Origin of the sequence: Nesterenkonia cremea (genome assembly GCF_014642675.1) — a bacterium.
In the GTDB taxonomy this organism is placed as follows: Bacteria; Actinomycetota; Actinomycetes; order Actinomycetales; family Micrococcaceae; genus Nesterenkonia; species Nesterenkonia cremea.
In genome coordinates, this window is the sequence record NZ_BMIS01000004.1 from 214,392 (window position 1) to 240,279 (window position 25,888).

The window sequence follows — 25,888 nt, forward strand, 5'->3', positions numbered from 1 at the left end:
TCTTCTGGTCGTCATGCGGCGACCTTCAGGACGCCGGCGGAAGGGTATCGGCACAGGCGCTGGGTTCAGGGGAAGACCCCTCAGATTCCGCTATTTCACCGCGCCTTGGGTGAGTCCGGACATCACCCACCGTTGGGCGATCACGTAGGCGATGACAGCCGGTGCCATGGCCATCAGGTAGGAGGCGAAGGAGACGTGGTAGTTGTTGCTGAACTCGTCCTGGAAGATCTCCTGGATCACAGGAAGAGTCTGCAGGGACGGGTCAGCGATGATCATCGAGGGCATCATGAAGTCGTTCCATGATTTCAGGAAGGCGAAGATGCCCACTGTGGCACTCATCGGCGCCATCAGAGGGAAGACGATCTTCCAGAAGATGCTCCAGGTCGAGGCGCCGTCCATCCTGGCCGACTCCTCAAGCTCTTCGGGGAGCGAGCGTAGGAAGGCCGTGAAGAGAAGGGTGCTGAAGGAGAGCTGGAACATGATGTGCAGCAGGATCACACCGGCCGGATTGTCCAGTCCGGCCAAGCCGGTCAGCCGCACCTGGGAGAGAGCCAGGACGGGGAATGGGAGGAACATCGCCGCCAGCAGGTAGAAGAACGACCAGCGGAACATCCTTTTGTCCCAGTTCCGTGAGATGGCGAAGGAAGCCATGGCACTGAGCAGGATCGTGCCGACGACCGTGGCCAATGTGATCACGATGGAGACCAAGAAGGCGCGGGGAAAATCCGTCAGTTCCCAAGCAAGGGCGAATCCTTCGAAGCTGATCGGCGAGGGCAGGGCGAAGGCTTCGCCCTCGACTGCCTGATCACCTGACTTCAGAGCCATGGAGATGGTGACGAAGAACGGCAGGACCACGATGAGGGTGCACAGCACCAGCAGAAGGGTGAGACCCCAGCGAGACCTGCCGCCGTCGCCGACGGTGGGTCTCTGGGTGGCCCGGTTCGCAGCGCCGCCTGGGGCCGGGGTGGTGGGCAGAGTCATCAGAACCTCGCGTTTCCTCGGGTCAGGCGCAGCTGGATGAGTGCGATGGCCAGGGTGATCAGGAAGAAGATGGTCGAGTTGGCCATCTGGTAGGCGTAGTCACCTTCCTCGAAGCCGGAGAAGATCGCCATCGCCACCGACCGGGTGGCGGTTCCCGGTCCGCCATCGGTCAGGCCGACGATGATCTCGTAGGTCGCCAGAAAGTCTTTGAAACCGATGATCACATTGATCAGCACGAAGCCGGAGATCAGCGGCAGGGTGATGCTGCGCAGCTGTTTCCAAGGGGAGGCTCCGTCGATGGCCGAGGCCTCGTAGACATCCTGCGGCACGGTCATCAGGGCGGCGATGTAGATCAGCATGGCCTGAGGCGTGGCCTGCCAGGCGGTGACCAGCACGATGGAGATCCACGCCAGGGAGGGATCGGCAAGGATGGACTCCTCCAGGGCGCCGATGCCGATCGCTCGGGCGGCGGCGGGCACAGTGTTGGAGAAGATGAACTGGAAGACGAAGGCGATGATGATCCCGGAGACCACCATCGGCATCACGAAGACCGTTCGCAAGGCGGTCTTGGCTCTGATTCTGCCGGTCAGGCCGATGGCAAGACCCAGAGCTGCCACATTGACCAACACCACAGTGGACAGCGCCACCCCGATGGTGAAGCCGTAGGCCGAGAGGATGGCCGGATCGCTGAACATGACGATGTAGTTGTTGAGCCCGACAAAGCTGAACTCCCCGAACCCGATGGAGTCGGTGAAGCTGAAGAAGATGCCCATCACCGCCGGCAGGGTGATGCACAGCGTGAACAGTGCTACGACCGGGATGAGGAACACGAAGTGGGTGCGGTCCACCCGCCGGGGCCGGTGAACAGGCGCGGACCCTGGGCGTCCATCTGCCCGTGGAGGTGTTGTCGGCTCAACAGTGGTCGTCATCAGTTCTCCTAGCTTTTCGTGGCTGCTCTGGCGGGGCAGGTTCATCGGCGAGCGAGCCGTGCCCAGTCCTCGTCCAGAGTCCGCAGCGTGGCTTCGAGACTCTGGCCGGTCACGAGGCCCTGGGCGTAGTTCTCGAAGGGAATGGTGCGTGGGATGGAGACAGAGACGCCCTGGTAGAAGGCCGCACGGTCCACATAGGCCTGGAGGTCTTGCAGCCGATTGTCGGAGACATCAGGGGCGTCCGCCCGCACCCCGAAGGCCAGATTCTGCTCGTTGTAGGGGTCTGCGACCTCTGGGTCGATGAGGAACCTGAGGAGATCGCGTGACTGCTCCTGATGAGGTGAGTCTTCAGGGATCCAGAGGGCGAGGTCGAGGTTGACCCGGACCCGGAGGTCATCGGGGTCCTCGGTCATCGGCAGCGGGAAGACGCCGATGGGAGCATCTGGATTGGTCACAGCGATGTCGGTGAGTGCCCAGGGTCCTTGGAAATACATTGCGGCCTCGCCTCGGGCGAAGGCCAGGTTGCCGTCGCCGTAGTTGCGACTGGCGGCTCCAGCTTGGGAGAACGCCGCGATCTGGAGCATCTTTTCCAGCGGTTCGCGCATATCTCTGGAGAAGGAGACCTCTGCCTCCGGGCCGGCGTCCGGCCCCAGTTCGTGAAGCTGTTCGAAGAATCCGGCGACGTCCATCGCTCCGCCGACGCTGTAGTCGACCAGGCCTTGAGCGACCGTCCACGGGTCGCCGTAGGTTGAGTAGAGCGGTGCGACCCCGGCATCCTCAAGCGTCTCGCAGACTTCGATGAAGGCGCTGAAGGTAGTGGGCACTTCGAGATTGTGCTCGGCGAAGATCTCTTCGTTGTAGAGCACCGCCGCCGCCATCATCGAGTACGGAATCACACTGGTGCGTCCCGGGTAGGTCGGATATTCATCGACCAGATCTTCGACAGAAGGGTCGATATTCGCCTCATCGAGGAGGTCGGAGAGATCGGAGAAGGCGCCGCGTTCTTGGAAGCGGACGATCTCATAGTTGTAGTTCAGGCACCCCAGGTCTGGCGGATTGCCCCGTACGAAACCCGCAGAGAGGTTGGACGAGGAGTCATGGACTGCACGGATCTGTCCGCTGTGCTGATTGTTGAAGTCCTGCAGGAGATCCCGGAAGTAAGGGATCGCCTCAGGCTTCGATTGGTGGAACGAGATCGTGCGTGTTCGGTTGCCGTCACCGCATCCGCTCAGCCCTGTCGCCAGTGCTGACCCACCCACACCTGCGAGGAATGCACGTCGTGAGGGACGGCTCCTCTGGAGGAGTCTCGGCATCGCACTGGCAGGATCAGAGGGATCGCTTCTTCTGCGCGGTTCTCGGTCATGGCTTGCGGCCACCAATCTCCCCTCCCTGTGACATGCATCACTTTATTTTATGTTGGGGGTAAATCTACTGACTAAATCTAGGTGGTGCAATACTGGAAGCTGAGAATTTTGACGCCTAAGGATAGGAGCGGCATGAGAGGACGTACTCAGGACGCCTCAGTGGGTTCGTCGCAGCTGATCCGCCGCTTGAATGCTCAACGAGTTCTCCAGCAGATGTGGCACAGTGAGCCCACCACGGCAAGCGAGTTGATGGAGGTCACCGGCCTGACCCGGGCAACTGTGTTGGCGCTGTGCCGAGAGCTCGCCGATCACGGGTGGCTGCAGGTCTTGGAGAATGCGCGGCAGGCGGGTACGTACACCAAGGGACGCCCCGCACTCCGCTACGCATTCCGTCAGAATGCCTGCTATGTGGTGGGCGTCGATGCCGGCCAGCACCGAATTTCAGCTTCCGTTGCCGACCTGCGAGGTTGCGAGGTCGGTTATGCACAGCGGGCCCTGCAATCCCGTCTTCATGACCCGGATCAGCACACCGGCGCCGAAAGGCAGCAGGAAATACTTGCGATCGTGGATGCCGCCCTCGAGCAAGCGGCAGTGGCTGCTGCAGACGTCGGTTCCATGGTGATCGGTGTCCCCGCACCTGTCGATGTCGAGGGACGTTCTCCGGAAGGGCTGAATCGCTTCTGGGGCCGGATGAATCCCGGCCTCGTATCGATGGGTGCGGAGTACGGCTGGGACTGCGCAGTGGAGAACGACGCCAACCTTGCCGCCCTAGCGGAGTTGAATTCTGGTCCAGCGGCCGAAGACTCGTCGTTTGCGGCACTGCTCTCCGGAGAGAGGCTCGGCTCCGGCATCGTCGTCTCAGGCGCGCTGTGGCGCCAGCCGCGAGGCAGTGCTGGTGAGTTGGGAATGCTTGAGCTGGTCAACGGGGTGGAGTCCACCATGGGGTTGGGCTGGTGGGCACGTCACCTCGCGCAGGACGCCATCCGGGCAGGAGCGGCCGAAGGCTCTCTGTCAGGTCTCCGCGCGGACGAGGTGCAAGCGGAGCAAGTCTTTGCGGCGGCTAGTCGCGGTGAGGCTGTTGCTCTAGAGATTATCGATGAGCTGGCTGACCGTTTGGCGAGAATCTGTGTGGTGCTGACTGGACTGCTCGACCTTGATCGGATCGTAGTCTCTGGGGCCGTGGCCCCTGCTCTCGCCGGGGTCGTCGCCTCAGCTAAGGAGAAGCTCTCCGCATACATGTATGCTCCCTGGCTTGATATAGCCACGTCCAGCTTAGGTGAGGATGCTGTACGTATCGGCGCTGTCGCTTCCGCAGTGGAACGAGTCCAAGAGCGCGCTCTCGACGGCGAACCTGCCGAACGAAAAATGGGACAGGGGAGTAGGGCAACATCGTGAGTCGGTGACGGCGCGTCACTCGCCAAGGTGCAGCCGCCGGCCTTGTTTCTCTGCTTCTTCGCCGCGTCCTCGGCTCGGCCCGCGGCCCGGGCTGCTGCGAAATCTTATCCGTGAGCGAACCAGCCGCCACCGTCGGCGATGCGTCCGACTTTCTTCACGTCGATATGGACCGTGGCCCCGGGCTCTTTGGCCATGATTCTGCCGGGCTACCGGTTCGAGGAACCTTCCGGGTTGAGGTGGCGGCGCCGATTGATGCCCAAGTGCTTGAACCACCGGCCCACTGTGCGCGGGTGAATGATGAAGTCGTAGTCCCGGCCCAGTCTCAGCGCGATCCGGGCAGCGGTCAACTTCTGCTCGTGAGGCCAGGTGTTGATCAGCTCGACCACCCGTTCCGCGGTCGCGAACTCTACGTCAGCAAGCTTCTGGGAGGGGCCTTCGTGGAAGGCCTCTGCCGTAGAGGCATGCGCATCGGCAGATCCGCCAGCTCAGTCTGGAAGTCCTAGCCAAGTACATCGCCCGGAGATTCTTGCATCCAGTTTATTTACTGGATAGATTTATGCCTGTTGTGACGTGGTGTACATCACACTTGAATTTCGTCGAGCCCCTGCATCGTCCAGCCCAGTGTCCACGATTCCAATCCACGGAAAGGGTCAATGGTGAGCTCAGCAGTAGGCCGGAGTGTCTTCGCCGGCCGGGATGGAGTCAGTCGCCGAACTGCGGTGGCCGGGTTGGGCATGGGGTCAAAGTTCCCGGCAAGTTATGCACCGCGAAGGTCTTTGCCGAGTATGACTCTCGAGGCGCCCACCACGTTCAGCGAGTTGATCGGGGCTCGCGGGGCCCCCGAAGAGGTCGAGATATGCGCCCTACTCGACATGTTCCGCCCCTTCGGTCGTGCCACAGCGCGCTGCTGGCCGTCGATGTGGTCGGTTCCCGCACCCGCTTGGGAGATATGGGCGTCGAGACGGAAGTCGACGCGTCAGCCCTCTTTTCTCAAGCCGTGTGTGAATCATGGGAGCAGGTGTGTCCGGTCGGGCCCTTCTCGTAGTAGGGGGCCGCCAGCAGACCCTCAGCATACTATTTATATATTCGATCATCACTTTGGTCAATGTGCGGCATATAGTCTATTGAGCGCCAGCAGACACAAAACAAGATAGAGGTATTTATAAGTATGACCATGAGATTCACAAGAAGTTATCGTGAAGACCTGAAGAGAGGTTCTGGCGGAGTTCGTATGAGACATGCGTTGACTGGAGCAGTAGTGGGTTCCAGTTTGCTCGCGGTGTCTTGCGTCGGTGATACACAAGATTCCGATTCTTCCTCCACACTGAGGTCTAATGGCGACGCTATTGTTCATCTCTTTCAGTGGAACTGGGATTCTGTAGCTGAAGAGTGTGACGACTTTCTCGGTCCTAACGGATTCGGGGGTGTTCAGGTCTCTCCGCCTCAGGAGCACGTCGTCGTTCCCTATGCTGAGGGTGGAAACTATCCATGGTGGCAGGATTACCAGCCAGTTTCGTATCAGATTGAGAATACCCGCCGCGGCACCGGGGAAGATTTCGAGAGGATGGTTGAAACCTGCGCCGAGAACGGAGTGCGAATCTACGTCGACGCTGTCATCAACCACATGACGGGTCCTGGTGAGGGCACAGGCAGCGCAGGAACTGAATGGACTCAGTATGAGTACCCCGACCTATTCGGAGACGGGGATGCTGCTTATAGTCGGGACAACTTCGGCCCCTGCTACGAAGAGATTGAAGACTGGGAAGATAAAGAAGAGGTGCAGGACTGCCAACTTTTGGGGCTTTCCGACCTCGACACAGGTGACCCCGACGTTCAGGACCAACTTGTCCGCTACATGAACGAGCTGGTCGACCTTGGTGTCGCTGGATTCCGAGTGGATGCCTCAAAACACATCCCCGAGGGTGACATGGGCGAGATTGTCGACCGGCTTAATGAAGTCCCCGGCTTCGGCGGAACTCCGCACCTCTATCACGAGGTCTATGGGGATGACACTATTCCTTACACCGCTTACACACCTTACGGGCAGGTCACCAACTTTGACTATATGCGGGATGTAGCGGCAAGCTTCGCGGACGGCGATATCGTCGACTTGACCTCGATATCCGATCATGGAGACCTCAGTAGTGACGAGGCCGTGGTGTTCATCGACAATCATGATACCCAGCGTTACGAGCCGACGCTGACTTATCTCGACGAAGATAGATACTATCTTGCGACAGCCTTTATGCTCGCCCATCCTTACGGGACGCCGGTAGTGATGTCCAGCTACGACTTCGATGGAAACGAAGCTGAGGGGCCGCCCAGCCTCGGCGAAGTCGATGGTAACCCAGCGGGATCGATTACCGAAGACACCGATTGTTCTAGTGCAGACTGGGTTTGCGAGCATCGAGATGAACGTGTGACCGGCATGATTTCATTCCGGAATGCCGTGGAAGGCACCGATCTCGTCGAACGCGCTGAGCAAGGTGCCTCTCGGGTGGCCTTCGATCGGGGTGAGGAGGGTTTCGCGGCCTTCAACGCCTCCGACGACGAGTGGGAACTGAGCGCCGAAACGTCTTTGCCCGACGGAACTTATGTCAACGTCGCCGGTTCCGGCAACGTCATCGTGTCCGACGGTAAGATCGAGGCCACACTTCCTGAGGACGGTGTTATTGCGTTGTATGTCGGCGGTGAGGCGGAATAGCTAGGTGTACTTGGCCACGAGGTTGGTGACACTGCGATCGGGTCATTGACGCAGAAGAGACCTCCGGGTGCGGTGGGCGATGTCTAGGTCGTCTACCGTCCGGAGGTCTCCGTGTCCCACCGTAACGCCCGACTCAGTGCCCGCGGTCGGCAACTGCTCGTTGAGCGTGTCTGCGAACAAGGCTGGGCAGCCGCCCACGCGGCCAAAGCCCAAGGCATCCCCCGCCAGTGCGCCCACCGGTGGATCAAACGATTCCGCCAGGAAGGCTGGTCCGGTCTCCACGATCGCTCATCTATGCCTCGCCACTGTCCACGACAGACCCCGATCAAGACCGAGGAAGCCATCCTGGCCCTGCGTGCCCAGCAACGCCGCGGCCAGGACTGGCTCGGCCCCGAGCTGGGCATCCCGGCCCGCACCCTCTCACGGGTGCTGCGCCGGCATCGGGCGCCCTATCTGCACGACTGCGACCCACTCACCGGTGAGGTGATCCGGTCCTCGAAGGCCACCGCGGTCCGCTACGAGTGTGACCGGCCCGGGGAACTGATCCATGTCGATGTGAAGAAGAACGGCAGGATCCCCGATGGCGGAGGGTGGAAAGCCCACGGCCGCCACATGGGGCCAACTTGGGCGAAGAAGCGGACCCGGATCGGCTACGACTACGTGCACTCGATGGTCGATGACCACTCCCGACTAGCCTACTCCGAGATCCTGCCCGATGAGAAGGGCACCACCTGCGCGGGATTCATCTTTCGTGCAGCCGGCTACTTCGCGGGACATGGCATCACCCGGACCGAGCGAGTCATCACCGATAACCATTTCTACTACCGGCGTTCGGCAGACGTGGCGGCAGTGATCAGGGCATTTGATGCCAGGGGCAAGTTCATCAAGCCTCACTGCCCGTGGTAAAACGGCAAAGTCGAGTGGTTCAACCGCACCCTGCAGACTGAACGGGCCTACCGGCAGGACTTCCTGGATAACGCTGAACGTGCCGCTGCTCTTGCACTATGGCTTGAGGTCTCCAACAATCAGCGACGCCACACCGCGCTCGGCGGTCTGTTACCGACCAGTCGACTGTCACCAACCTGACGGCCGAGTACACCTAGGAGGCTCACCCTCATCCTCCCGCTTCAGGGGCGGGAACACTGGCCAGCCGGCGCGATTGATCTGCGCGGTCGCCGCTGATGACCGTCAGCAGCTAAGCCTCCTCGACATGCACCGAAATTCCTGTCTCGCCGGGACGGATGTGCGGCTGGAGCTCCCAATCGTCCGTGTAGTGCCCGGTGAACTGAGGCCGGTAGGGGATGGGCTTTTCCTGGAACAGCCGGTCCAAGCGGGTCAGCAGACTGTACCGTGCGGCGTCGTAGTCCTCCGTGAAGTCTGCGCTGGGCAACGCCCAGGGCTTCAGCGCGCTCATGCCGGTGTAGGCGAAGGTCCCGTGGAGGAGCCCGAAGAGCAGCTCTTCGAGCTGCCCGCTCTTGCCCCGCGGGCCGATCGACGCCGGACGGTCACCGAGCGTGACAGCGGCCAGCGCACGCTTCCCGGTGAAGGGCCCCTGCTCGAAGCGCAGCCGCCGGCCGGTCGCAGGTTCCTTGCCGAAGGCGAAGCCGCTGACGAACACACGGTCGAACCAGCCCTTCAGGATGGCCGGCATCCCGTACCACCACAGCGGGAACTGAACGACCACAGCATCAGCAGCACGCAGCTTCTCCTGCTCCGCCGCCACGTCCTGCGGAAGGCGTCCATGGAGGTAGGTGCTCCGGACGTCGGCGCTGACGTAGAACCGGTCCTGCTCCTTCAGCCCGGCGTCCTGACGCGTCACCACAGGATTCCAATTCATCGCATAGAGATCCGACTCTGTCACCTCGAAGCCTCCGGCGCGGAGATGGGAGATGCCGTCGCGGCGCAGGCTGCCGGAGAGGGACTGGGGTTCAGGGTGGGCGCTCAGCCACAGCACATGTCCTCGGGTCATGCGGCTATCCTCATCCAATGAGGACAGTTGTGGAAGTACGGACATTTTTGTCCCCAGGGAGGTCATGATGCGGCTGCCGGTTCAGAGGGCCATGGAGGTCTGCCCGGTGGAGGTGGCGGTCTCCGTGGTCGGTGGGACGTGGAAGCTCACAGTCATCAAGCACCTGATGGAGGGCAGGCAGCGCTTCGGGGAGCTGAGCCGGCTGGTTCCCCTGGCCAACCGCAAGACTCTGACCCGGCAGCTGCGCGAGTTGGAGGAGGACGGGGTGGTGCACCGGGAGGCCTATCCCCAGGTGCCGCCCAAAGTGGAATACTCCCTGACGGCACTCGGCCAGGAGCTGGTCCCCGTGATCGAGGCGATGAACAGCTGGGGTGGTCACTACAGCAGTCATCAGGGCTCAGCAGCAGGAGGTTCGCAGTAAGCTGGCCACTATGGCAGTCCAACTGAGAGGAACGGAGCCCCGTTGAAGCGTGTGCTGCTGTCAGGGTTTGAGCCATTCGGCGGAATGTCCCACAACTCCTCCTGGGATGTGGTCGAACAGACCGCGGCGACCATCACCGGTGCTGAGGTCCATACGGTTCTCCTCCCGGTGGAGTTTCGCCGAGCCGCCGAGCTGCTCGTCCAGCGGATCGGTGAGGTGGAACCGGACGTGGTCATCGCCGTCGGGCTGGCCGCCGGAACGGGAACTCTGCGCTTGGAGCGAGTGGGCATCAACCTGTGCGATGCACGCATCCCCGACAACTCCGGGGCCCAGCCGGTGGATGAGCCTATCGACGCCGAGGGCCAAGGCGCGCTGTTCTCCACGCTGCGGCTCAAGGCCGCCTACGCGCGCATCGTCGAGGAGCAGATCCCGGTGCAGCTCTCACTGAGCGCAGGCACCTTCGTCTGTAACGACGTCCTCTACTCGCTGCTCGCCGCAGCCGCGTACGCCGACAGCCCGACGCCGGCCGGCTTTGTGCACCTGCCGGACCTTCGGACGGAGGACGCCCCGCTCGCCGAAGACCAGGCTGTCCGCGCGCTGGACATCCTCATCGAGGAGTCTCTGAGTTCAGCTCCCGACGCCGCCCTCGCCGACGGTGCGCTCCACTGACCTCCCAGCTCCACCGCCGCCTCAGCCGACACTGCACCCCAGGAGAGCCCTATGCCCGAGACCCTGCAGATCCGAACGCCGCTGCCCTCCGATGAGGAGCAGGTCCGCGCGGCGCAGAAGGAACTGGCGGCAGAGGACTTCGACTTCTTCTTCTGGACGTCCGAGCAGAGCTGGGCGGACTATCTGGGGATCCTCCGCGGGGAGCAGGAGGGCAGCGGCCTGGCACCGGGGCGCGTCCCCGCCACGATGTTCCTCGGCGCCGTCGGGGACGAGGTGGTCGGCCGCGTCCACATCAGGCATGAACTCACCCCTGTGCTCAGGGAGGTGGGCGGTCACATCGGCTACGCCGTACGCCCGGAGCACCGCCGCCGCGGCTACGCCACCGGGATGCTGCGCCTGGGACTGCAGAAGCTGCGTGAGCTCGGCGTCGAGCAGGCCCTGGTCAGCTGCGACGACTCCAACACCGCTTCCATCCGCACCATCGAGGCCTGCGGCGGGGTGCTGGAGGACGTGACCCAGCAACCCGGAGCAGAGCCGAAGCGGCGGTACTGGATCGATCTGACCGACTGAACCGGCCGGCGCGAGGCCACCGCGATCCGTTCAGTACACAGACGCCCCACATGGGTCAGGGCAGAGGCGTCTCCCGGCGCACCATGCGCAGTTCCAAGCCCACTACAGGGTCTGTCTTGGTCGACCCGTCCAGCTCGAAGCCGTGGCGCTGGTAGAAGGTGATGGCCCGTTGATTGCCGTCCAGCACCCAGAGGAAGGCAGGCTCTTCACCGATGGTGGCGGTGAGCATGTCATGACCCAGGCCGGTGCCGTAGGCCTGGGCCCGGACATAGAGCGCCGTCAGCTGCAGGGTGGGGACATCCGGTCCCGGGTCCTCGCGGGTGGTGCTGCAGCCGGAGAAGCCCAGGAGGCGGCCGGCGTCGTCCTGGGCCACCAGGTGCTCCTCCTCGGGGCCTTCGATGATCTGGCGCCAGGTCCCGATGCGCGCCTCACGCCGACTCCGGCGGTCCTGCAGGATCTCCTCGGAGATCAGGCCCGCGTAGGCCTCATCCCACACGTCTAAGTGCAGGTCGGTCAGCGCCTCATCATCTTCCGGGACAGCAGGACGGATACGCATGTCCAGAGCCTACTGGATGGCCTCCGCAGGCTTCTGGGCGGCCACCGGTGTGACGGTGAGGCGGATCACGATGACGAACGCGGCCAGTGCAGCGGCCACGGCCACCCAGCCCAGGGTGATGCTGCCGGTCAGCGCCAGCGTCACATAGCCCAAGACTGCTGCGCCGGCGGCGGAGGTCACATAGGGCAGCTGGGTCACCACATGGGTGATGACGTTGCAGGCCGAGCCGGTGGAGGACAGGATCGTGGTGTCCGAGATGGGGGAGGCATGGTCGCCGGCCACCGAGCCGGCCAATACTGCACCCAGCACCGGCAGCAGCAGATCCGGCTGGTCCAGGTTGTTGACGATCCCGCCGGCGATGGGCAGCAGCAGGGCGAAGGAGCCCCAGGAGGTGCCGGTGGCGAAGGCCATGGCGCCTGCGATCAGGAAGACCACCGGGGCCAGCCAGTGGGCGGAGATCTCGGAGGCCTCCACCAGTTCGCCCAGGTAGTCGCCGGTGCCCAGCTGCTCGATGACATCGCCCAGCATCCACGCGGGGATCAGGATGGCGATGGCCGGAAGCATGGACTTCACGCCCTCGGTCCAGCCGCGGGCGAAGGTGGAGCGGGCGAACTGCGGGTTCCTCCGGGTGTTGCGCAGGTAATAGTACACCGCGGCGGCCAGGCCCAGCAGACCACCCACCAGCAGCGAGGCGCTCGGGTCGGTCTCCTCCAGGATGTCGAAGACGTCCCAGGAACCGGAGGCCTGATAGCCGGTCGCGGCGATGCCGAGGAAGACGCCCAGGATCAGCAGGGCGAAGGGCACGATCAGTGCGCGTCGTGCGCCCGGATCCTGGATGGGCAGGTCCTCGGAGAGCTGGCCGGGGACGTCGTCGGAGGGGTCGAAGAGCTGGCCCTCGGTCAGCGCCCGGCGCTCCTCACGGCGCATGGCGCCCAGGTCGATGCGGAAGATGATGACCAGCCACACCAGCACCGCCGCGGCGACGGCGTAGTAGTTGGACAGCGCGGCCACCACGAAGGCCTGCAGGGTGCCCATGGACAGACTGGAGGCCACCACGAGCGGCGCGATGATCGTCATGATGTAGGCGCCCCAGCTGGAGAACGGGGAGAGCACCGAGACCGGGGCAGAGGTGGAGTCGATGATGTAGGCCAGCTTGGCGCGGGAGACCCGGTGCTGGTCCGTCACCGGACGGGAGATCTGACCCACGGCCAAGGCGTTGAAGTAGTCATCGATGAAGATGACGATGCCCAGGATGGCCGGCAGGAACATCGACCCCGGCCGTCTTTCGATCCGGCGCATGGCCCAGGCGGCGAAGGCCGTGGTGCCGCCGGACATCATCACGAAGGCGGCGATCACGCCGAGCACCAGCAGGAACACCAGGATGTAGACGTACCAGGTGTTGACCTCGCCCTCGGCCCAGAAGATCCCCGCGAAGGACTCCCACACGGTGCGTGCGGCGGCCAGCGGATTCAGGTCATGGATCAGCAGCGCGGCGGCGAGGACGCCGGCGCCGAGGCTGAGCAGGACCTTTCGGGTGAGGATCACCAGTGTCAGCGCCAGCACCGGCGGCGCCAGAGTGAGGATCGGGTACTCCGTGATGAGGTCGCTCATAGGGGCCTTTCAAGGGATCCGCGCAGGCGGGGGTGCTGGTGCTCAGTGTAGGGCTCGGCAGCACGAGCGGGGGAAGGACTGCTCGGACGCGCCGGAAGACATGCCCCGAAGGGCTGTGCCCGGTGATGGACATCGAAACCGGACCGGGAGATTCTACCGTGTCAATTCCGCGCCGTCGCATCGGCGCCGACGTCGGGATCCGTGGCACGTCGCTCGGCACCGGAGGGGCCCGTCATGGAAGGATGGAGTGGTGACTTCACCTGTTGTGCTCTTCGACCTGGACGGAACGCTCGTGGACCCCGCCGGGGCCATCACCGGCGGCATCGCCGCAGCCCTGGACGCTCATGGGATCGAGGTCCCTGATGAGCAGACGCTGAAGAGCTTCATCGGACCGCCCCTGCAGACCAGCCTGATCGCGCTGCCCGGGGTCACCGAGGAGCTCATCCCTCAGCTCATCGATCACTACCGCGAGGGCTATATCCGAGGGGGCATGGCCGCCAGCGAGGTCTACCCGGGCATCCGGGAGCTGCTGGAGTCCTTGCGAGCCGAGGGCGCTCTGCTGGCCGTGGCCACCTCCAAGCCGGAGCCGCAGGCCGTTCGGCTGCTCGAGATCCAGGGGCTGGTGGACCTCTTCGATGTGGTCTCCGGCTCCGATCTCGATGAGACCATCCCGCACACCAGCAAGGGGCCCATCCTCGCCTCAGCCTTGGAGCGGCTGCCGCAGGCCGAGCCCTCAGCCCCGAAGGTCATGGTGGGGGACCGGAAGTTCGACGTGGAGGGCGCGGCCCGCAACACGATGCCCTGCATCGGTGTGACCTGGGGATATGCACCTGAGGGCGAGCTGGAGGCCCATGGTGCGGCTGCCGTCGTGAGCTCTGCTGAGGAGCTGCGCCGGCAGATCGCCGAACAGCTCCAGAGGCAACTGGCCCAGCATCCGGAGAGCGAAGGCGCCGCCGCACCCGCTCAGCATGTGTCCAGCTGACGTCATGGTCTGTGGATGGGCTTGAAGGTTGTCCTTGAACCATCACCGAGGACCTGCCGTAGGTTGCTGTCCATGAGCTTCCCACACAGCACCTCGTTCCCGCGCCGCAGCCTCTTCGGAGCCGCGGCGGCCGTGGTGGCCGGAGGGTCCGTGGTGGCGGCCCCGGCCGCCCATGCCTCTGCCTCCGCCGCAGACGACGACGCCGGCCAGGATCCCACCCGCCGCTCCTGGGAGACTGACTACGACCACCGCGGCAACCAGGAGAACCCGGCCAACCAGCTGGGGTGCCCCCTCGGAAAGGGGGTCTGAGTCATGCCCACCCCGATCTGGCAGCCCTGCGAGAACTACACCGCCGGCCGCGACGGCACCACAGTCGATCGGATCGTCATCCACTACATCGTGGGGACTCTGGCCGCCGCCGATGCCACCTTCGCCGACCCGGACTCCGGCGTCAGCGCCCACTACGGGATCGGTGAAGGCTCTTTCCATCAGTACGTCAGCGAGATCAACACTGCCTGGCACGCCGGCAACTGGGCGATGAACCAGCGCAGCATCGGCATCGAGCATTCCGCCGATCCGGACCGCGCTCCCACGGAGGCCACGTATCAGACCAGCATCGACCTGTGCGTGCGGATCTGCCGGGAGTACGGGCTGAACCCGCAGACGCAGATCATCCCGCACAGCTCAGTGGTGACCACCGCCTGCCCGGGAACGGTGGATCTTCAGCGCATCCGCGACGCCGTGGAGTCCCGCCTCTGAGATGGGTCGACTGAGCTGAGCCGCAGAACACGCAGAGTGCCCCGCTGGAACGGCGGGGCACTCTGCTGTCTGATGAGGTCTGCCGCTACTCCTCGCCGAACTCGTTCGGGTGGGGGCTGCGGCGGGCCTCCTCACCCTTGTCCAGGGCATCGATGGAGGCCATATCGGGCGCGCTGAGCTCGAAGCCCAGGATGTCGAAGTTCTGAGCCATCCGCTCAGGATTGTCCGATTTGGGGATCAGCACATCGCCCCGCTGCAGGTGCCAGCGCAGGATCACCTGCGGCACGCTGCGGCCCAGCCGCCCGGAGATCTCGTGCAGCACAGGGTCCTCGAACTCGTTGCCCTTGCCCAGCGGGCTCCATGCCTCCACGGCGATGCCCTGGGCCTTGGAGTACTTGCGGACCTCGTTGTTGGCGAAGTAGGGGTGCACCTCGATCTGATTCACCGCCGGGGCCACGCCGGTGGCTTCGATGATCCGGTCCAGATGCTCCGGCTGGAAGTTGGAGACGCCCACAGCCTTGGTGCGTCCCGACTCCGCCAGCTCCAGCATGGCCTTCCAGGTCTCCACATAGTCCACCTCCAGATGAGGCATGGGCCAGTGGATCAGGAACAGGTCCACATGGCCCAGCCCCAGCTTCTCCAGCGATTCCTCGAAGGTGCTGAAGGCATCGGCCGGTGCGTGGTTGCCGTTGTTGAGCTTGGTGGTGATGAACAGCTCCTCGCGGGCCACACCGGAGGCGCGCACGCCCTCGCCGATCTCGGCCTCGTTTCCATACATCTGGGCAGTGTCGATATGGCGGTATCCGGCCTCGATCGCCGCACGGACTGAGGCGACCGGATCGGCCGACTTCGAGGTGCCGAAGCCGATCTGAGGGATGCTGATGCCTGTGTTGAGCTGGATCGTCGATGACATGACTCAGATCCTACGCCCGCAGGTCAGGAAGATCACGGCACAGGGTGTCCGGCTGCGCGCAGCAGTTCGAACCACTCTGCCCGGCTCAGCCGCACTCCGGCCCCGTCCACAGCCTCCTGCACACGGGCGGGCTGTGTGGTGCCCAGGACCACCTGGATCTGGGCGGGGTGCCGGGTCAGCCAGGCGGTGGCGATGCCGGTGGGGGTCACTTCGTGTTCCTCTGCCAACCGGTCCAGCACCGCGTTGAGCTCCGGGTGGTCGGGGTTCCCCACAAACACCCCAGAAGGTGACTGATACGGCGACCAGGCCTGCAGTGTGATGCCCCGGCTGCGGCAGTACTCCACCGTCCCGGCGCCGTCGGGGGAGACCTGAGACGCCGAGCTCAGCGTGTTGGCCTGGATGCCCTCGGTGAGGATGGCGGCATGGGGCAGGGAGAGCTGCATCTGGTTGACCGTCAGCGGCTGGGAGACCGCAGTGCTCAGCAGCTCCATCTGAGCGGGAGTGTGGTTGGAGACGCCCACATGACGGACCTTGCCCGAGTCGACCAGGTGATCGAAGGCGCGTGCCACCTCCTCGGGCTCCACCAGCGGATCCGGGCGGTGCAGCAGCAGGATGTCGATGTGGTCGGTACCCAGGGAGCGCAGCGACTCCTCGGTCTCGGTCACGATGTGCTCATAGGAGAAGTCGTAGTGTGGGCCGTCTTTGACGATGCCCACCTTGGTCTGCAGGGTGATCTGCTCACGTTGCGCCGGGCTCAGCGCCATGGCCTCGGCGAACCGACGCTCGCAGCTGTGCGTGCTCAGCCCGGGGCCGTAGATGTCGGCATGGTCGAAGAAGTCGACGCCGGCGTCGCGGGCCGCCCTCACCAGGGCACGGACCTCACCATCGGACTTCTCAGCGATCCGCATCATGCCCAACACCACCTGGGGTGCAGTGATATCGGTGTGAGGCATCTCAAAGTGCTTCATGCTCTGAGCCTATACGCAGGGTCTCGCTCCTCGACAGAGTGCCGTGGAATGCAGGCGGGGGCTCTCCTGTTCGCACAGACATGCGAGCAATGACTTATGCAGAATATGGTGCCCCTGAAACCCTGGAGCTGACCGAGCAGCCCACCCCCAAGGTGGCTCCCGGCTCTGTGCTGATCCGCGTGGAGCGCACGGCGGTCAATCCCGTGGACTGGAAGCTCATGCAGGGCGGTCTGGACCCCCTGATGGACGTGGTCTTCCCCGTCTCCCCGGGTTGGGATGTGGCCGGGGTGATCGAAGAGGTCGGCATGGACGTCCCCGAGTTCCAGCCCGGTGACCGTGTGGCCGCCTACGCCCGCAAGGACTTCGTCCACGGCGGCACCTACGCCGAGTTCGTCTCCCTGCGTGCCGCTGATGTGGCCCGCATCCCCGAGGGCGTGGACTTCGACCCGGCCGCAGGCCTGCCGCTGGCCGGTCTGACCGCGCTGCGGACCCTGGAGCAGCTGGGGCTCAGCTCCCAGGACACTCTGCTGATCCACGCGGCCTCCGGCGGCGTGGGCCACATCGCCACCCAGCTGGCGGTGGAGGCGGGCGCCACCGTCATCGGCACCGCCTCCGAGAAGAACCACGAGAAGCTGCGTGCCGTCGGGGCCACCCCCGTCACCTACGGCGAGGGCCTGGAGGACCGGGTCCGCGAGGTCGCCCCTGAGGGCGTGACCGCAGTGGCCGACTTCGCCGGCGAGGTGCTGGAGCAGTCCCGGGCCGTGCTGACCCAGGGCGGACGTCTGGCCTCCATCCTGGACGGCGGCTTCCTGGAGCACGGCGGTCAGCTCGTCTGGGTCCGTCCCGACGCCGCCCGGCTCGAGTACCTGCTGGGCAAGATCGCCGAGGGCACGCTCTCGGTGGAGATCGACAGCACCTACCCGCTGGAGGAATCTGTTGCTGCCATGAGGCGCAACATGGAGGGATCCAATGGAAAGGTCATCATCGACGTCACGCGATGACCTTTCTGCGCAGAGGGGTCGCCGGTCTTCCTCAGAGCGGGGAGACCGGCGATTCCGCTGCTCCCAGCACAGCCTCCTGCAGCCGCTGGTGGAACTCGGTCACATGTTCTGCCGCCAGCTCTGCGGCCTGTTCAGACTGTGCATCGGCCACTGCCTCCAGCAGTGAGCGGTGGCCTTCGATGTGCTCCGCCGCTGAGGGCACCTTCTGGATGGCCGACCACCACAGGCGGGTGGCCAGACTGTCCAGACGGAACAGCGTCTCGCGCATGTAGGCGTTGTCGATCAGCTCATAGATCGCCCGGTGCACCGCCAGGTCATACTCGATCAGGGTGCGCGCCGAGGGCGAGGAATCCATCAGTTCGCCGATATGGGCGGACATCTCCCGCAGCGCCTCCCGCTGCGACGGTCCCGCGTGGGTGGCCGCCCGGCGCGCTCCGGCCGGCTCCAGGATGGTCCGCATCTCGGTGAGGCTGTTGAGCTCGCTGAAGTCCGCCGCCGTCGCGAAGGTGCCGCGGCGCGGGAAGAACTGGACCAGATGGTCGGTGCTCAGCCGCTTCAGCGCCTCGCGCAGCGGCGTCCTGCCCACACCCAGCTCCTGGCAGAGCTCCTGCTCACTGATGGGTGAGCCCGGTTCGATGTCCAGCATGACCAGACGGTCCCGCACCGTGGTGTAGCAGTAGTCGGCCAGGCTGGAGTTCGTCGGTGCTGTGGGCATATCAGTGCAGTCTAGTAGGTGCTTGGAGGCGCCGGCCGGTGCCCTGCATCTAGCGCAGCACCACAGTCTTGCCGCCGTGGAGGATCACGCGGCCCTCGGCATGCCAGCGCACCGCCTCGGAGAGCGCCTTGCACTCGGTGTCCCGTCCGGCGGCCACCAGATCCTCCGGCGTGTAGGTGTGATCCACCTCCACCACCCGCTGAGCGATGATAGGTCCCTCATCCAGCTCGCTGTTGACGTAGTGGGCGGTGGCGCCCACTGTCTTCACACCCCGCTCGAAGGCCTGGTGGTACGGCTTGGAGCCTTTGAAGCTGGGCAGGAAGGAGTGGTGGATGTTGATCACGCGGCCCTCCATCTGGGTGGCCAGCGAGTCGCTGAGGATCTGCATGTACCGGGCCAGCACCACCAGGTCCACGGAGAGGCGGTCCACCAGCTCCAGCAGCTGCGACTCCGCCGGCTCCTTGGTCTCCGGGGTGACGGCGACGTGGAAGAACGGGATTCCGTGCCACTCCACCAGCCGCTGATGATCCGGATGGTTGGACACCACCGCAACGATGTCGATGGGCAGATCGCCCTTCTTGGTGCGGAAGAGCAGATCGTTCAGACAGTGCTCGAACTTGGAGACCATGATGAGTACGCGGCGTCGTTCGGTGGGGGAGCGCAGCTCCCAGTCCATCCCGAACTGTTGGGCCACCTGGGCGAAGGATTCCCGGACGGCCTCCGGGGCGGAGGCCTCCACCTCCTCCGGCACGGCGTGGACCCGCAGGAAGAAGCGTCCGCCGGGGCGGTCGTTGAACTGGGTGAGCTCCAGGATGTTGTACCCGTGCTCCACCAGCACGCCGCTGACGGCATGGATGATGCCCAGCGTGGAAGGGCAGCTCAGCGTCAGCACCAGGCCCTCGGAGTGAGGCAGGCGGTCCTCGGTCAGTGGGGCGGTCTGTACGGCAGGTGAGGCATTCATCATCGTCTCCTCGAAGGCTCAGCGGTGGTGTTCGCGCGCAGCGTCCAGCAGCCAGCGTGCGGTGTAGTCGGCGAAGGAAGCTCGGGGCAGCACCCGGTAGGACTGCTCGCCGGTCTGCCAGAGCAGCACCGGAACAGGGCCCAGCAGGGTGGTCACAGCCTGGCCGGGGCCGAAGCTGCGCGGATGCAGATCGACGGGGACGCCCTTCTCCAGTAGGTCGCGGGCCTGCTCGCCCTCCACTGCGATGATCGTGCGGTTGGCCGAGAGGTCCACCACCTGGCCGGGCAGATCGCCCAGGCCCCGGCGCAGATCCTTCAGCAGCGGTTGGCCGTCCTCCGGGCCGATCAGCAGGAACTCATCCGGACCCAGCCACAGCACTGCCACGGATCCGGGATCCCCGGCCACCTCTGAAGTTCGCATCGGCAGGCCCACACCGGTTGCCTCGGCCAGCGCCTCATGGGCTGCGGAGCCCGGTGCCGCCCGCAGTCCGATCTGGATGGTGAAGGGGATCTCCCGCAGGGCCACCCCCAGAGAGTGCTCCGTGGTGGCCAGCGCGGGGGCCAGGTGCTCCAGAGGTGAGCGGCGCAGCTGCGCCGGCCCTGCGGAGAACCGGATGGGGTCAGCAGTCGTCTCAGCCATCTCGGCGGGTTCCTTCCGGGTCGTAGAGCACAGTGGGTCCGATCTCGACGTCGACCAGCGCATCGCCCACCGGCACGCGCATGGTCTCGCCGATCCTGCTGAAGCCGGCGCGGACCAGAGCCAGTCCGAAGGTGCGCTCCAGAGCGGCGGAGCGGTAGGAGGAGGTCACCCACCCCTGCATGGGCACCGGGACCTCGGAGCGGTCGGTGTCGGCATCCAGCAGATGGGCGCCCTCGGGCAGCCGCAGCTGAGGGTCCTTCGGCAGCACAGAGACCAGCTGCTTGCGGTCCTCGCGCAGGTTGTCCGGGCGGGAGTAGGACCGTCGGCCGATGAAGTCCTTGCGCTGGGAGATGACCCAGCTCATCCCGGCGTCCTGCGGGGTCACCGTGCCGTCGGTGTCCTGACCGACGATGATGAATCCCTTCTCGGCGCGCAGCACGTGCATGGTCTCGGTGCCGTAGGGAGTGATGCAGTATTCGGCGCCCGCGGCGGCCACGTCCTCCCAGACCTGCAGGCCGTACCAGGAGGCCACATTGATCTCGAAGGCCAGCTCGCCGGAGAAGGAGATGCGGCAGATCCGTGCCGGGATCCCAGAGGCCAGCACCGTCTCCCGGAAGCCCATGAACTCGAAGCCCTCGGCGCTGACGTCCAGATCCGGCGCCAGCTGGGCCACCACGTCCCGGGACTTGGGCCCGACGACGGCGACGGTCGCGTACTGCTCCGTCACCGAGGTGCAGACCACGTCCAGCTCCGGCCACTCGGTCTGCAGCCATTCCTCCAACCAGTCCAGGACATCGGCCGCTCCACCGGTGGTGGTGGTCATCAGGTACCGGTCCTCGGCCAGACGCAGGGTCACCCCGTCGTCGAAGATCATGCCGTCCGGGGTGCACTGGACCCCGTAGCGGGCCTTGCCCGGGGCGAGCTTCTTGAAGGCGTTGGTGTAGATCCGGTTCAGGAACTCACCGGCGTCCTGGCCGCGGATCTCGATCTTGCCCAGGGTGCTGGCATCCATGAACGCCACCGACTCCCGTGCCGCAGCGCATTCGCGCAGCACGGCGGCGTCCATGTCCTCTCCCTGCTGGGGGTAGTACCACGGGCGCTTCCACTGGCCCACGTCCTCGAACTCCGCGCCCCGGCGGACATGCCAGGAATGCATGGGGGTGAGCCGCGCCGGATCGAAGAGCTCACCACGACGCCGACCGGCCAGTGCCGCGAAGGAGACCGGGGTGTAGGGCGGGCGGAAGGCGGTGATGCCGATGCCCTCCGGGTTGTTCCGCCCCAGCGCATGGGCCAGGGTCCCCAGCAGTGCCAGGCTGCTGGTCTTGCCCTGGTCGTGGGCGGTGGAGATGGAGGTGTAGCGCTTGACGTGCTCGATGGACTCCATCCCGGCGCCGACGGCTCGCAGCACATCGGCCACGGTCTGATCCCGCTGCAGGTCCACGAAGTGGTTCCGATAGTCCTCCGGGCGCTCACCGCGCAGGGAGGGGACCACCCAGAGGGGCCGCGGCGGGCTGACCGGGTCGGCGGCCGCCGTCGGGACCGCGGCGCTGTGCGGGAAGCCCGACGCCCCTGCGGCCGCGGCGCCGGCCTGAGCGCCGGTGGACAGCGCCGAGGGCAGATCGTAGGAGCCGCTGAGGCTGCCGCCCAGATGCTGGCCGGTCACCGGAGCCGCGGGCAGGAAGGCCCGCAGGGAGTCGTTCCAGGTCAGCCGACCCTGGCGGTGGGTATGCAGGTGCAGCACCGGGCTCCAGCCGCCGGAGACGCCGAGCACATCCGCCTCGATCTCGCGAGGGGCGCCCACCGCCAGACCGTCCTCGTCCAGGGCTGTCACCGTCACCGAGCGCAGCAGGCCCTCGTCGTCGGCGGAGGTGTCGGCGACTGCGGATCCGGGGATGACCTCGATCCCCAGACGGCGCAGCCGATCCCGGCGCGGGCCGTTGTCGGGACGCGTGTCGATCACGGCGGCGACGGTGCCGCCGGCGGCGTGGATGTCCTCGGCGGTGTCATAGGCGGCGTCGTTGGTGGTGACCAGGGCGATGCGCTCGCCGGCCAGCACGCCGAAGCGGTTCAGGTAGGTGCGCACGGCAGAGGAGAGCATGACGCCGGGGCGGTCATTGTTCTCGAAGACGAGGGGCCGCTCATGGGCGCCGGTGGACAGCACCACCTGGGCGGCGCGGATGTGCCAGACCCGCTCCCGGGAGACGCCGTCGGGGAGCGGGCCGGAGATCCCGGCCCCGCGGCGCTCCACGGCCACCACATAGTTGGAGTCATAGCTGCCGATGGCGGTGGTCCGTGGCAGGTACCGGCCTTCTGCGGAGCTGCGGATCTCATCGGCGGCGCGCTTGGCCCAGGCCTGCGCGGGGGAGCCGTCCACCTGAGTCTCACGCTCGGAGAGCAGGGAGCCGCCGGGCTGGGACTGCTCGTCCAGCAGCATGGTGCGTGCCCCGGAGCGGGTGGCCTCCCGGGCCGCGGCCAGTCCGGCCGGTCCGGCCCCGACCACCAGCACATCGGTGTGGACGTGCTTATGGTCGTAATAGGCGCGGTCGTCTCCCGGATCCAGCGTGCCCAGTCCGGACAGCGTCCGAGCGCCCATGCCCTGGGCCGCCTCCACCGAGGTGGCCTGCAGCATCGACTCGTGGACCTCCGTGGGGCCCGGTGCCTGGACCTCGATGAGCGCATTGGGCTCCTCCACCCCGGCGGCGAAGATCCCGCGGGGGCGTCCCAGGTAGGGGGAGTCGCCCACCCTGATCCGGCCCGAGGCCAGCAGGGCGCTGGCCACCGTGTCCCCGGAGAGGGCCTCGACGTCGTGACCGTCCACGCTCAGGGACAGCTGCTTCTGCGGGTCAGGCTGCGCGGAGGGGACGGCGGCGGCTGGCAGCCGGTGGGGCTTCTGGGTCATGCTCCTGCTCCTTCGGCCTGCTCAGGGGTGGGGATGGCGGCGCCGATCGGGTAGACCGCCTTGAACTCATAGGTCACGGTGTCGCGCAGGGCGTTGAACCACTTGCGGCAGCCCACCGAATGGACCCAGCGCTCGCGGAAGAGGCCCTTGGTGTTCTCGCGGTAGAAGAGGAACTGGGCCCATTCGGCGTCGCTGAGCGCCTCCGGGTCATGCGGGTAGGGCACATGGGCCTGTCCGCCGTAGTGGAATTCGGTCTCATTGCGGGGTCCGCAATAGGGGCAGTGGATGAGCATCATGGCGGCGGAGCCCTCCTCGGTCTCGGGGGTCAGTGGGCCACGGCGGCGGCGCCGTGTTCGTCGATCAGGTAACCGGTCTCGAACCGCTCCAGCGAGAAGGGAGCGTTGAGTCGGTGGGGTTCGTCATGGGCGATGGTGTGGGCGAAGGACAGGCCGGCGGCCGGCGTCCCCTTGAAGCCGCCCGTTCCCCAGCCGCAGTTCACGTAGAGCTGGTCCACCGGTGTCTTGGAGATGATCGGTGAGGCGTCCAGCGTGGTGTCCACGATCCCGCCCCAGGTCCGCAGCACATGGGCCCGGGCGAAGATGGGGAAGAGCTCCACGGCCGCGGACATCTGGTCCTCGATCACGTGGAAGGAGCCGCGCTGTCCGTAGCCGTTGTACTGATCGATCCCGGCGCCCATCACCAGTTCGCCCTTATGGGCCTGTGAGACATAGACGTGGACGTGGTTGGACATGACCACAGTGGGGTGGACCGGCTCGAAGAGCTCGGAGACCAGCGCCTGCAGCGGGTGGGACTGGATGGGCAGCGGGACTCCGGCGCGTTCGGCCAGCTCGGAGGAGTGGCCGGCGGCGGCCAGCGCCACCTTCCCGGCGTGGATGGTCCCGCGGGTGGTCTCCACCCCGGTGACCCGGTCGCCGTCCTTGAGGAATCCCGTGACCTCGCAGTTCTGGATGAAGTCCACGCCGAGCTCATCGGCCCTGCGGGCGAAGGCCCAGGCCACATGGTCATGCTTGGCGATGCCCGCCCGCGGCTGATACGTAGCGCCCATGATGGGGTAGCGGATGTCGTCGCCGATGTTGATGATCGGGCAGACCTCCTTCACCTCCTCGGGGCTGAGCCACTCGGCGTCGACGTCGTTGAGCCTGTTGGCCTCCACGCGCCGCACCGACTCGCGGACATCGCCCAGGGTGTGGGCCAGGTTGAGCACTCCGCGCTGAGAGAAGAGGAAGTCGTAGTCCAGCTCCTCGGGGAGCTGCTCCCAGAGCTTCAGCGACTCCTCATAGAGCGCCGCGCTCTCGTCCCACAGATAGTTGGAGCGGATGATGGTGGTGTTGCGGGCCATATTGCCTCCGGCCAGCCATCCCTTCTCCAGCACGGCGATGTCGGTGATGCCGTAGCGCGAGGCCAGGAAATAGGCCGTGGCCAGGCCGTGTCCGCCGGCTCCGACGATCACGACCTCGTAGCTCTTGGCGGGGTCAGGGTTCTTCCAGAGGAACTCCGGGTGCTCCGGCAGCGGCTCAGCCATCAGGCGGCCTCCTTCGCAGGGTCGGTCAGGTGGGGGTAGAGGGGGAACCGTCCGGTCAGGTTCTCCACACGTTCGCGCAGGTCTCCCAGATCGCGTTCGGTGAGGTTGGGGGTCAGGGCGTAGGCGATGATCTCGGAGACCTCGTCGAACTCGACGGCGCCGAATCCGCGGGAGGCCAGGGCCGGGGTGCCGATCCGCAGCCCGGAGGAGACCATGGGCGGGCGCGGGTCGAAGGGCACCGCATTGCGGTTGACCGTGATTCCGGCAGCGTGCAGCCGGTCCTCGGCCTGCCGGCCGTCCAGCTCGGAGCTGCGCAGGTCCACCAGCACCAGATGGACATCGGTGCCCCCGCTGACCAGGCTGACCCCGGAGGCTGCGATGTCGGGACCGCGCAGCCGCTCGGCCAGGATCTGGGCGCCCTCCAGGGTGCGCTGCTGGCGGTCCCGGAACTCGGGGCCGGCGGCCTCGCCGAAGGCCACCGCCTTGGCTGCGATGACATGCTCCAGGGGCCCGCCCTGCTGTCCGGGGAACACGGCGGAGTTGATCTTCTTGGCCAGCTCTCCGGTGGAGAGGATCACGCCTCCGCGCGGGCCGCCGAGGGTCTTGTGGGTGGTGCTGGTGACCACATCGGCGTGCGGGACCGGGTCCGGATGCAGTCCGGCCGCCACCAGTCCGGCGAAGTGTGCCATGTCCACCATCAGATAGGCCCCTGACTCATCGGCGATCCGGCGGAAGGCGGCGAAGTCCAGGTGGCGGGGGTAGGCCGACCATCCGGCGATGATCACCCGTGGGCGGTGCTTCAGTGCCAGCCGGCGGACCTCCTCCATATCGATGAGGTGGTCCTCCTCGCGCACTCCGTAGGCCACCACGTCGTAGAGCCGGCCGGAGAAGTTCAGGCGCATGCCGTGGGTCAGGTGCCCGCCGTGGGCCAGGTCAAGTCCCAGAATGGTGTCGCCGGGGTCGGCCAGGGCGTGGAGGGCCGCGGCGTTGGCCTGGGCTCCGGAGTGGGGCTGGACGTTGACCGCCTCCGCGCCGAAGAGGTCCTGCAGGCGGGCGATGGCCAGCTGCTCCACAGTGTCCACATGTTCGCAGCCGCCGTAGTAGCGGCGCCCGGGGTAGCCCTCGGCGTATTTGTTGGTGAGCACCGAGCCCTGAGCCTCCATCACCGCGGGGGAGGTGAAGTTCTCCGAGGCGATCATCTCCAGCGTGGAGCGCTGGCGGTGCAGCTCGGAGTCGATGGCTGCGGCGATCTCGGGGTCTCGCCCGCGCAGCGCCGTGGAGTGTGGATGTGCCATGGAGGCCTCCTCAGAGGTCTGAAGATATATTGATATATCAGTTG

The 25,888-nt window shown here is 65.6% G+C and carries 25 protein-coding genes and 1 pseudogene; 10 read left to right on the plus strand and 16 right to left on the minus strand.

Annotated elements, in window-relative coordinates; translation table 11 throughout:
• Positions 1–90: 90 nt before the first annotated feature.
• The 3 genes from IEW85_RS06440 to IEW85_RS06450 are packed head-to-tail and all read right to left on the minus strand — an operon-like array spanning position 91 to position 3,223.
• Complete coding sequence (locus IEW85_RS06440) at positions 91–981, minus strand: carbohydrate ABC transporter permease (RefSeq protein ID WP_188683865.1); 891 nt, start codon at positions 979–981, stop codon at positions 91–93.
• Positions 981–1,910 carry a carbohydrate ABC transporter permease gene (locus tag IEW85_RS06445; protein WP_188683867.1) on the minus strand — a complete coding sequence of 310 codons (930 nt, stop codon included), beginning with the start codon at positions 1,908–1,910 and terminating at the stop codon, positions 981–983. Before IEW85_RS06445 ends, IEW85_RS06440 begins: the two co-directional genes overlap by 1 nt.
• 41 nt (positions 1,911–1,951) lie before the next feature.
• Positions 1,952–3,223, minus strand: a complete 1,272-nt coding sequence (locus tag IEW85_RS06450; RefSeq protein WP_188683869.1) for an ABC transporter substrate-binding protein — start codon at positions 3,221–3,223, stop codon at positions 1,952–1,954.
• A 210-nt stretch (positions 3,224–3,433) separates the two neighbouring features.
• Here IEW85_RS06450 and IEW85_RS06455 point away from each other — a divergent pair, with 210 nt between their 5' ends.
• Positions 3,434–4,669 carry an ROK family protein gene (locus IEW85_RS06455; protein WP_229658856.1) on the plus strand — a complete coding sequence of 412 codons (1,236 nt, stop codon included), beginning with the start codon at positions 3,434–3,436 and terminating at the stop codon, positions 4,667–4,669.
• 206 nt (positions 4,670–4,875) lie between these two features.
• On the opposite strand, the gene IEW85_RS14700 is transcribed toward IEW85_RS06455, so the two are convergent.
• Positions 4,876–5,055 carry a hypothetical protein gene (locus IEW85_RS14700; RefSeq protein WP_373286547.1) on the minus strand — a complete coding sequence of 60 codons (180 nt, stop codon included), beginning with the start codon at positions 5,053–5,055 and terminating at the stop codon, positions 4,876–4,878.
• Between the two features lie 782 nt (positions 5,056–5,837).
• Here IEW85_RS14700 and IEW85_RS06465 point away from each other — a divergent pair.
• Positions 5,838–7,373 (plus strand): alpha-amylase, encoded by a 1,536-nt coding sequence (locus IEW85_RS06465; protein ID WP_229658857.1) that lies wholly within the window; start codon positions 5,838–5,840, stop codon positions 7,371–7,373.
• Positions 7,374–7,484: 111 nt separating this feature from the next.
• Positions 7,485–8,459, plus strand: a pseudogene (locus tag IEW85_RS06470) (IS481 family transposase).
• A gap of 109 nt (positions 8,460–8,568) precedes the next feature.
• Here the strand turns inward: IEW85_RS06470 and IEW85_RS06475 are convergent.
• Complete coding sequence (locus IEW85_RS06475) at positions 8,569–9,342, minus strand: NAD(P)H-dependent oxidoreductase (protein ID WP_188683873.1); 774 nt, start codon at positions 9,340–9,342, stop codon at positions 8,569–8,571.
• A gap of 67 nt (positions 9,343–9,409) precedes the next feature.
• On the opposite strand from IEW85_RS06475, the gene IEW85_RS06480 reads away from it, so the two are divergent.
• Genes IEW85_RS06480 through IEW85_RS06490 form a run of 3 tightly spaced genes read left to right on the plus strand, consistent with a single transcriptional unit; the run spans position 9,410 to position 11,002 of the window.
• Positions 9,410–9,763 (plus strand): winged helix-turn-helix transcriptional regulator, encoded by a 354-nt coding sequence (locus tag IEW85_RS06480; protein WP_268234658.1) that lies wholly within the window; start codon positions 9,410–9,412, stop codon positions 9,761–9,763.
• 51 nt (positions 9,764–9,814) lie between these two features.
• Positions 9,815–10,432, plus strand: coding sequence for a pyroglutamyl-peptidase I (locus IEW85_RS06485; RefSeq protein WP_268234660.1), 618 nt, complete (start codon positions 9,815–9,817; stop codon positions 10,430–10,432).
• 51 nt (positions 10,433–10,483) lie between these two features.
• Entirely contained in the window at positions 10,484–11,002 is a 519-nt protein-coding gene (locus IEW85_RS06490; RefSeq protein WP_188683879.1) for a GNAT family N-acetyltransferase, read from the plus strand.
• Positions 11,003–11,057: 55 nt separating this feature from the next.
• On the opposite strand, the gene IEW85_RS06495 is transcribed toward IEW85_RS06490, so the two are convergent.
• On the minus strand, positions 11,058–11,558 hold the full coding sequence (locus IEW85_RS06495; RefSeq protein WP_188683881.1) for a GNAT family N-acetyltransferase: 501 nt from the start codon (positions 11,556–11,558) through the stop codon (positions 11,058–11,060).
• A 9-nt stretch (positions 11,559–11,567) separates the two neighbouring features.
• The gene (locus IEW85_RS06500) at positions 11,568–13,169 is read right to left on the minus strand and encodes a Na+/H+ antiporter NhaC family protein (protein WP_188683883.1); all 1,602 of its coding nucleotides are present in this window, start codon (positions 13,167–13,169) and stop codon (positions 11,568–11,570) included.
• A 250-nt stretch (positions 13,170–13,419) separates the two neighbouring features.
• On the opposite strand from IEW85_RS06500, the gene IEW85_RS06505 reads away from it, so the two are divergent.
• The 3 genes from IEW85_RS06505 (at position 13,420) to IEW85_RS06515 (ending at position 14,910) form a co-directional block, all read left to right on the plus strand.
• A complete protein-coding gene (locus tag IEW85_RS06505) occupies positions 13,420–14,151 on the plus strand; it encodes an HAD hydrolase-like protein (RefSeq protein WP_229658859.1) in 732 nt (243 codons plus the stop codon).
• 72 nt (positions 14,152–14,223) lie between these two features.
• Entirely contained in the window at positions 14,224–14,460 is a 237-nt protein-coding gene (locus IEW85_RS06510) for a hypothetical protein (RefSeq protein ID WP_188683885.1), read from the plus strand.
• A 3-nt stretch (positions 14,461–14,463) separates the two neighbouring features.
• Positions 14,464–14,910: an N-acetylmuramoyl-L-alanine amidase gene (locus IEW85_RS06515; RefSeq protein WP_188683887.1), complete on the plus strand. Its 447-nt coding sequence runs from the start codon at positions 14,464–14,466 to the stop codon at positions 14,908–14,910.
• Between the two features lie 85 nt (positions 14,911–14,995).
• Here IEW85_RS06515 and IEW85_RS06520 read toward each other — a convergent pair whose 3' ends face one another.
• Both IEW85_RS06520 and IEW85_RS06525 read right to left on the minus strand, forming a co-directional pair.
• Positions 14,996–15,823, minus strand: coding sequence for an aldo/keto reductase (locus IEW85_RS06520; RefSeq protein WP_188683889.1), 828 nt, complete (start codon positions 15,821–15,823; stop codon positions 14,996–14,998).
• Positions 15,824–15,855: 32 nt separating this feature from the next.
• Positions 15,856–16,791 carry an aldo/keto reductase gene (locus tag IEW85_RS06525; protein ID WP_188683891.1) on the minus strand — a complete coding sequence of 312 codons (936 nt, stop codon included), beginning with the start codon at positions 16,789–16,791 and terminating at the stop codon, positions 15,856–15,858.
• 89 nt (positions 16,792–16,880) lie between these two features.
• Here IEW85_RS06525 and IEW85_RS06530 point away from each other — a divergent pair, with 89 nt between their 5' ends.
• Complete coding sequence (locus tag IEW85_RS06530) at positions 16,881–17,792, plus strand: NADP-dependent oxidoreductase (protein WP_308420870.1); 912 nt, start codon at positions 16,881–16,883, stop codon at positions 17,790–17,792.
• A 31-nt stretch (positions 17,793–17,823) separates the two neighbouring features.
• On the opposite strand, the gene IEW85_RS06535 is transcribed toward IEW85_RS06530, so the two are convergent.
• From IEW85_RS06535 to glyA, 7 genes are read right to left on the minus strand one after another with little or no spacing between them, the layout of a single operon-like run.
• The gene (locus IEW85_RS06535; protein WP_188683895.1) at positions 17,824–18,507 is read right to left on the minus strand and encodes a GntR family transcriptional regulator; all 684 of its coding nucleotides are present in this window, start codon (positions 18,505–18,507) and stop codon (positions 17,824–17,826) included.
• A gap of 49 nt (positions 18,508–18,556) precedes the next feature.
• Positions 18,557–19,468 (minus strand): formyltetrahydrofolate deformylase, encoded by a 912-nt coding sequence (gene purU, locus IEW85_RS06540; protein WP_188683898.1) that lies wholly within the window; start codon positions 19,466–19,468, stop codon positions 18,557–18,559.
• A gap of 18 nt (positions 19,469–19,486) precedes the next feature.
• On the minus strand, positions 19,487–20,107 hold the full coding sequence (locus IEW85_RS06545; protein ID WP_188683901.1) for a sarcosine oxidase subunit gamma: 621 nt from the start codon (positions 20,105–20,107) through the stop codon (positions 19,487–19,489).
• Positions 20,100–23,006: a sarcosine oxidase subunit alpha family protein gene (locus IEW85_RS06550; RefSeq protein WP_188683903.1), complete on the minus strand. Its 2,907-nt coding sequence runs from the start codon at positions 23,004–23,006 to the stop codon at positions 20,100–20,102. The genes IEW85_RS06545 and IEW85_RS06550 overlap by 8 nt, the downstream gene beginning before the upstream one ends.
• Complete coding sequence (locus IEW85_RS06555) at positions 23,003–23,302, minus strand: sarcosine oxidase subunit delta (protein ID WP_188683905.1); 300 nt, start codon at positions 23,300–23,302, stop codon at positions 23,003–23,005. Before IEW85_RS06555 ends, IEW85_RS06550 begins: the two co-directional genes overlap by 4 nt.
• 29 nt (positions 23,303–23,331) lie before the next feature.
• A complete protein-coding gene (locus IEW85_RS06560) occupies positions 23,332–24,549 on the minus strand; it encodes a sarcosine oxidase subunit beta family protein (RefSeq protein WP_188683907.1) in 1,218 nt (405 codons plus the stop codon).
• Positions 24,549–25,844 carry a serine hydroxymethyltransferase gene (gene glyA / locus IEW85_RS06565; RefSeq protein ID WP_188683909.1) on the minus strand — a complete coding sequence of 432 codons (1,296 nt, stop codon included), beginning with the start codon at positions 25,842–25,844 and terminating at the stop codon, positions 24,549–24,551. The genes IEW85_RS06560 and glyA overlap by 1 nt, the downstream gene beginning before the upstream one ends.
• Positions 25,845–25,888 lie beyond the last annotated feature (44 nt).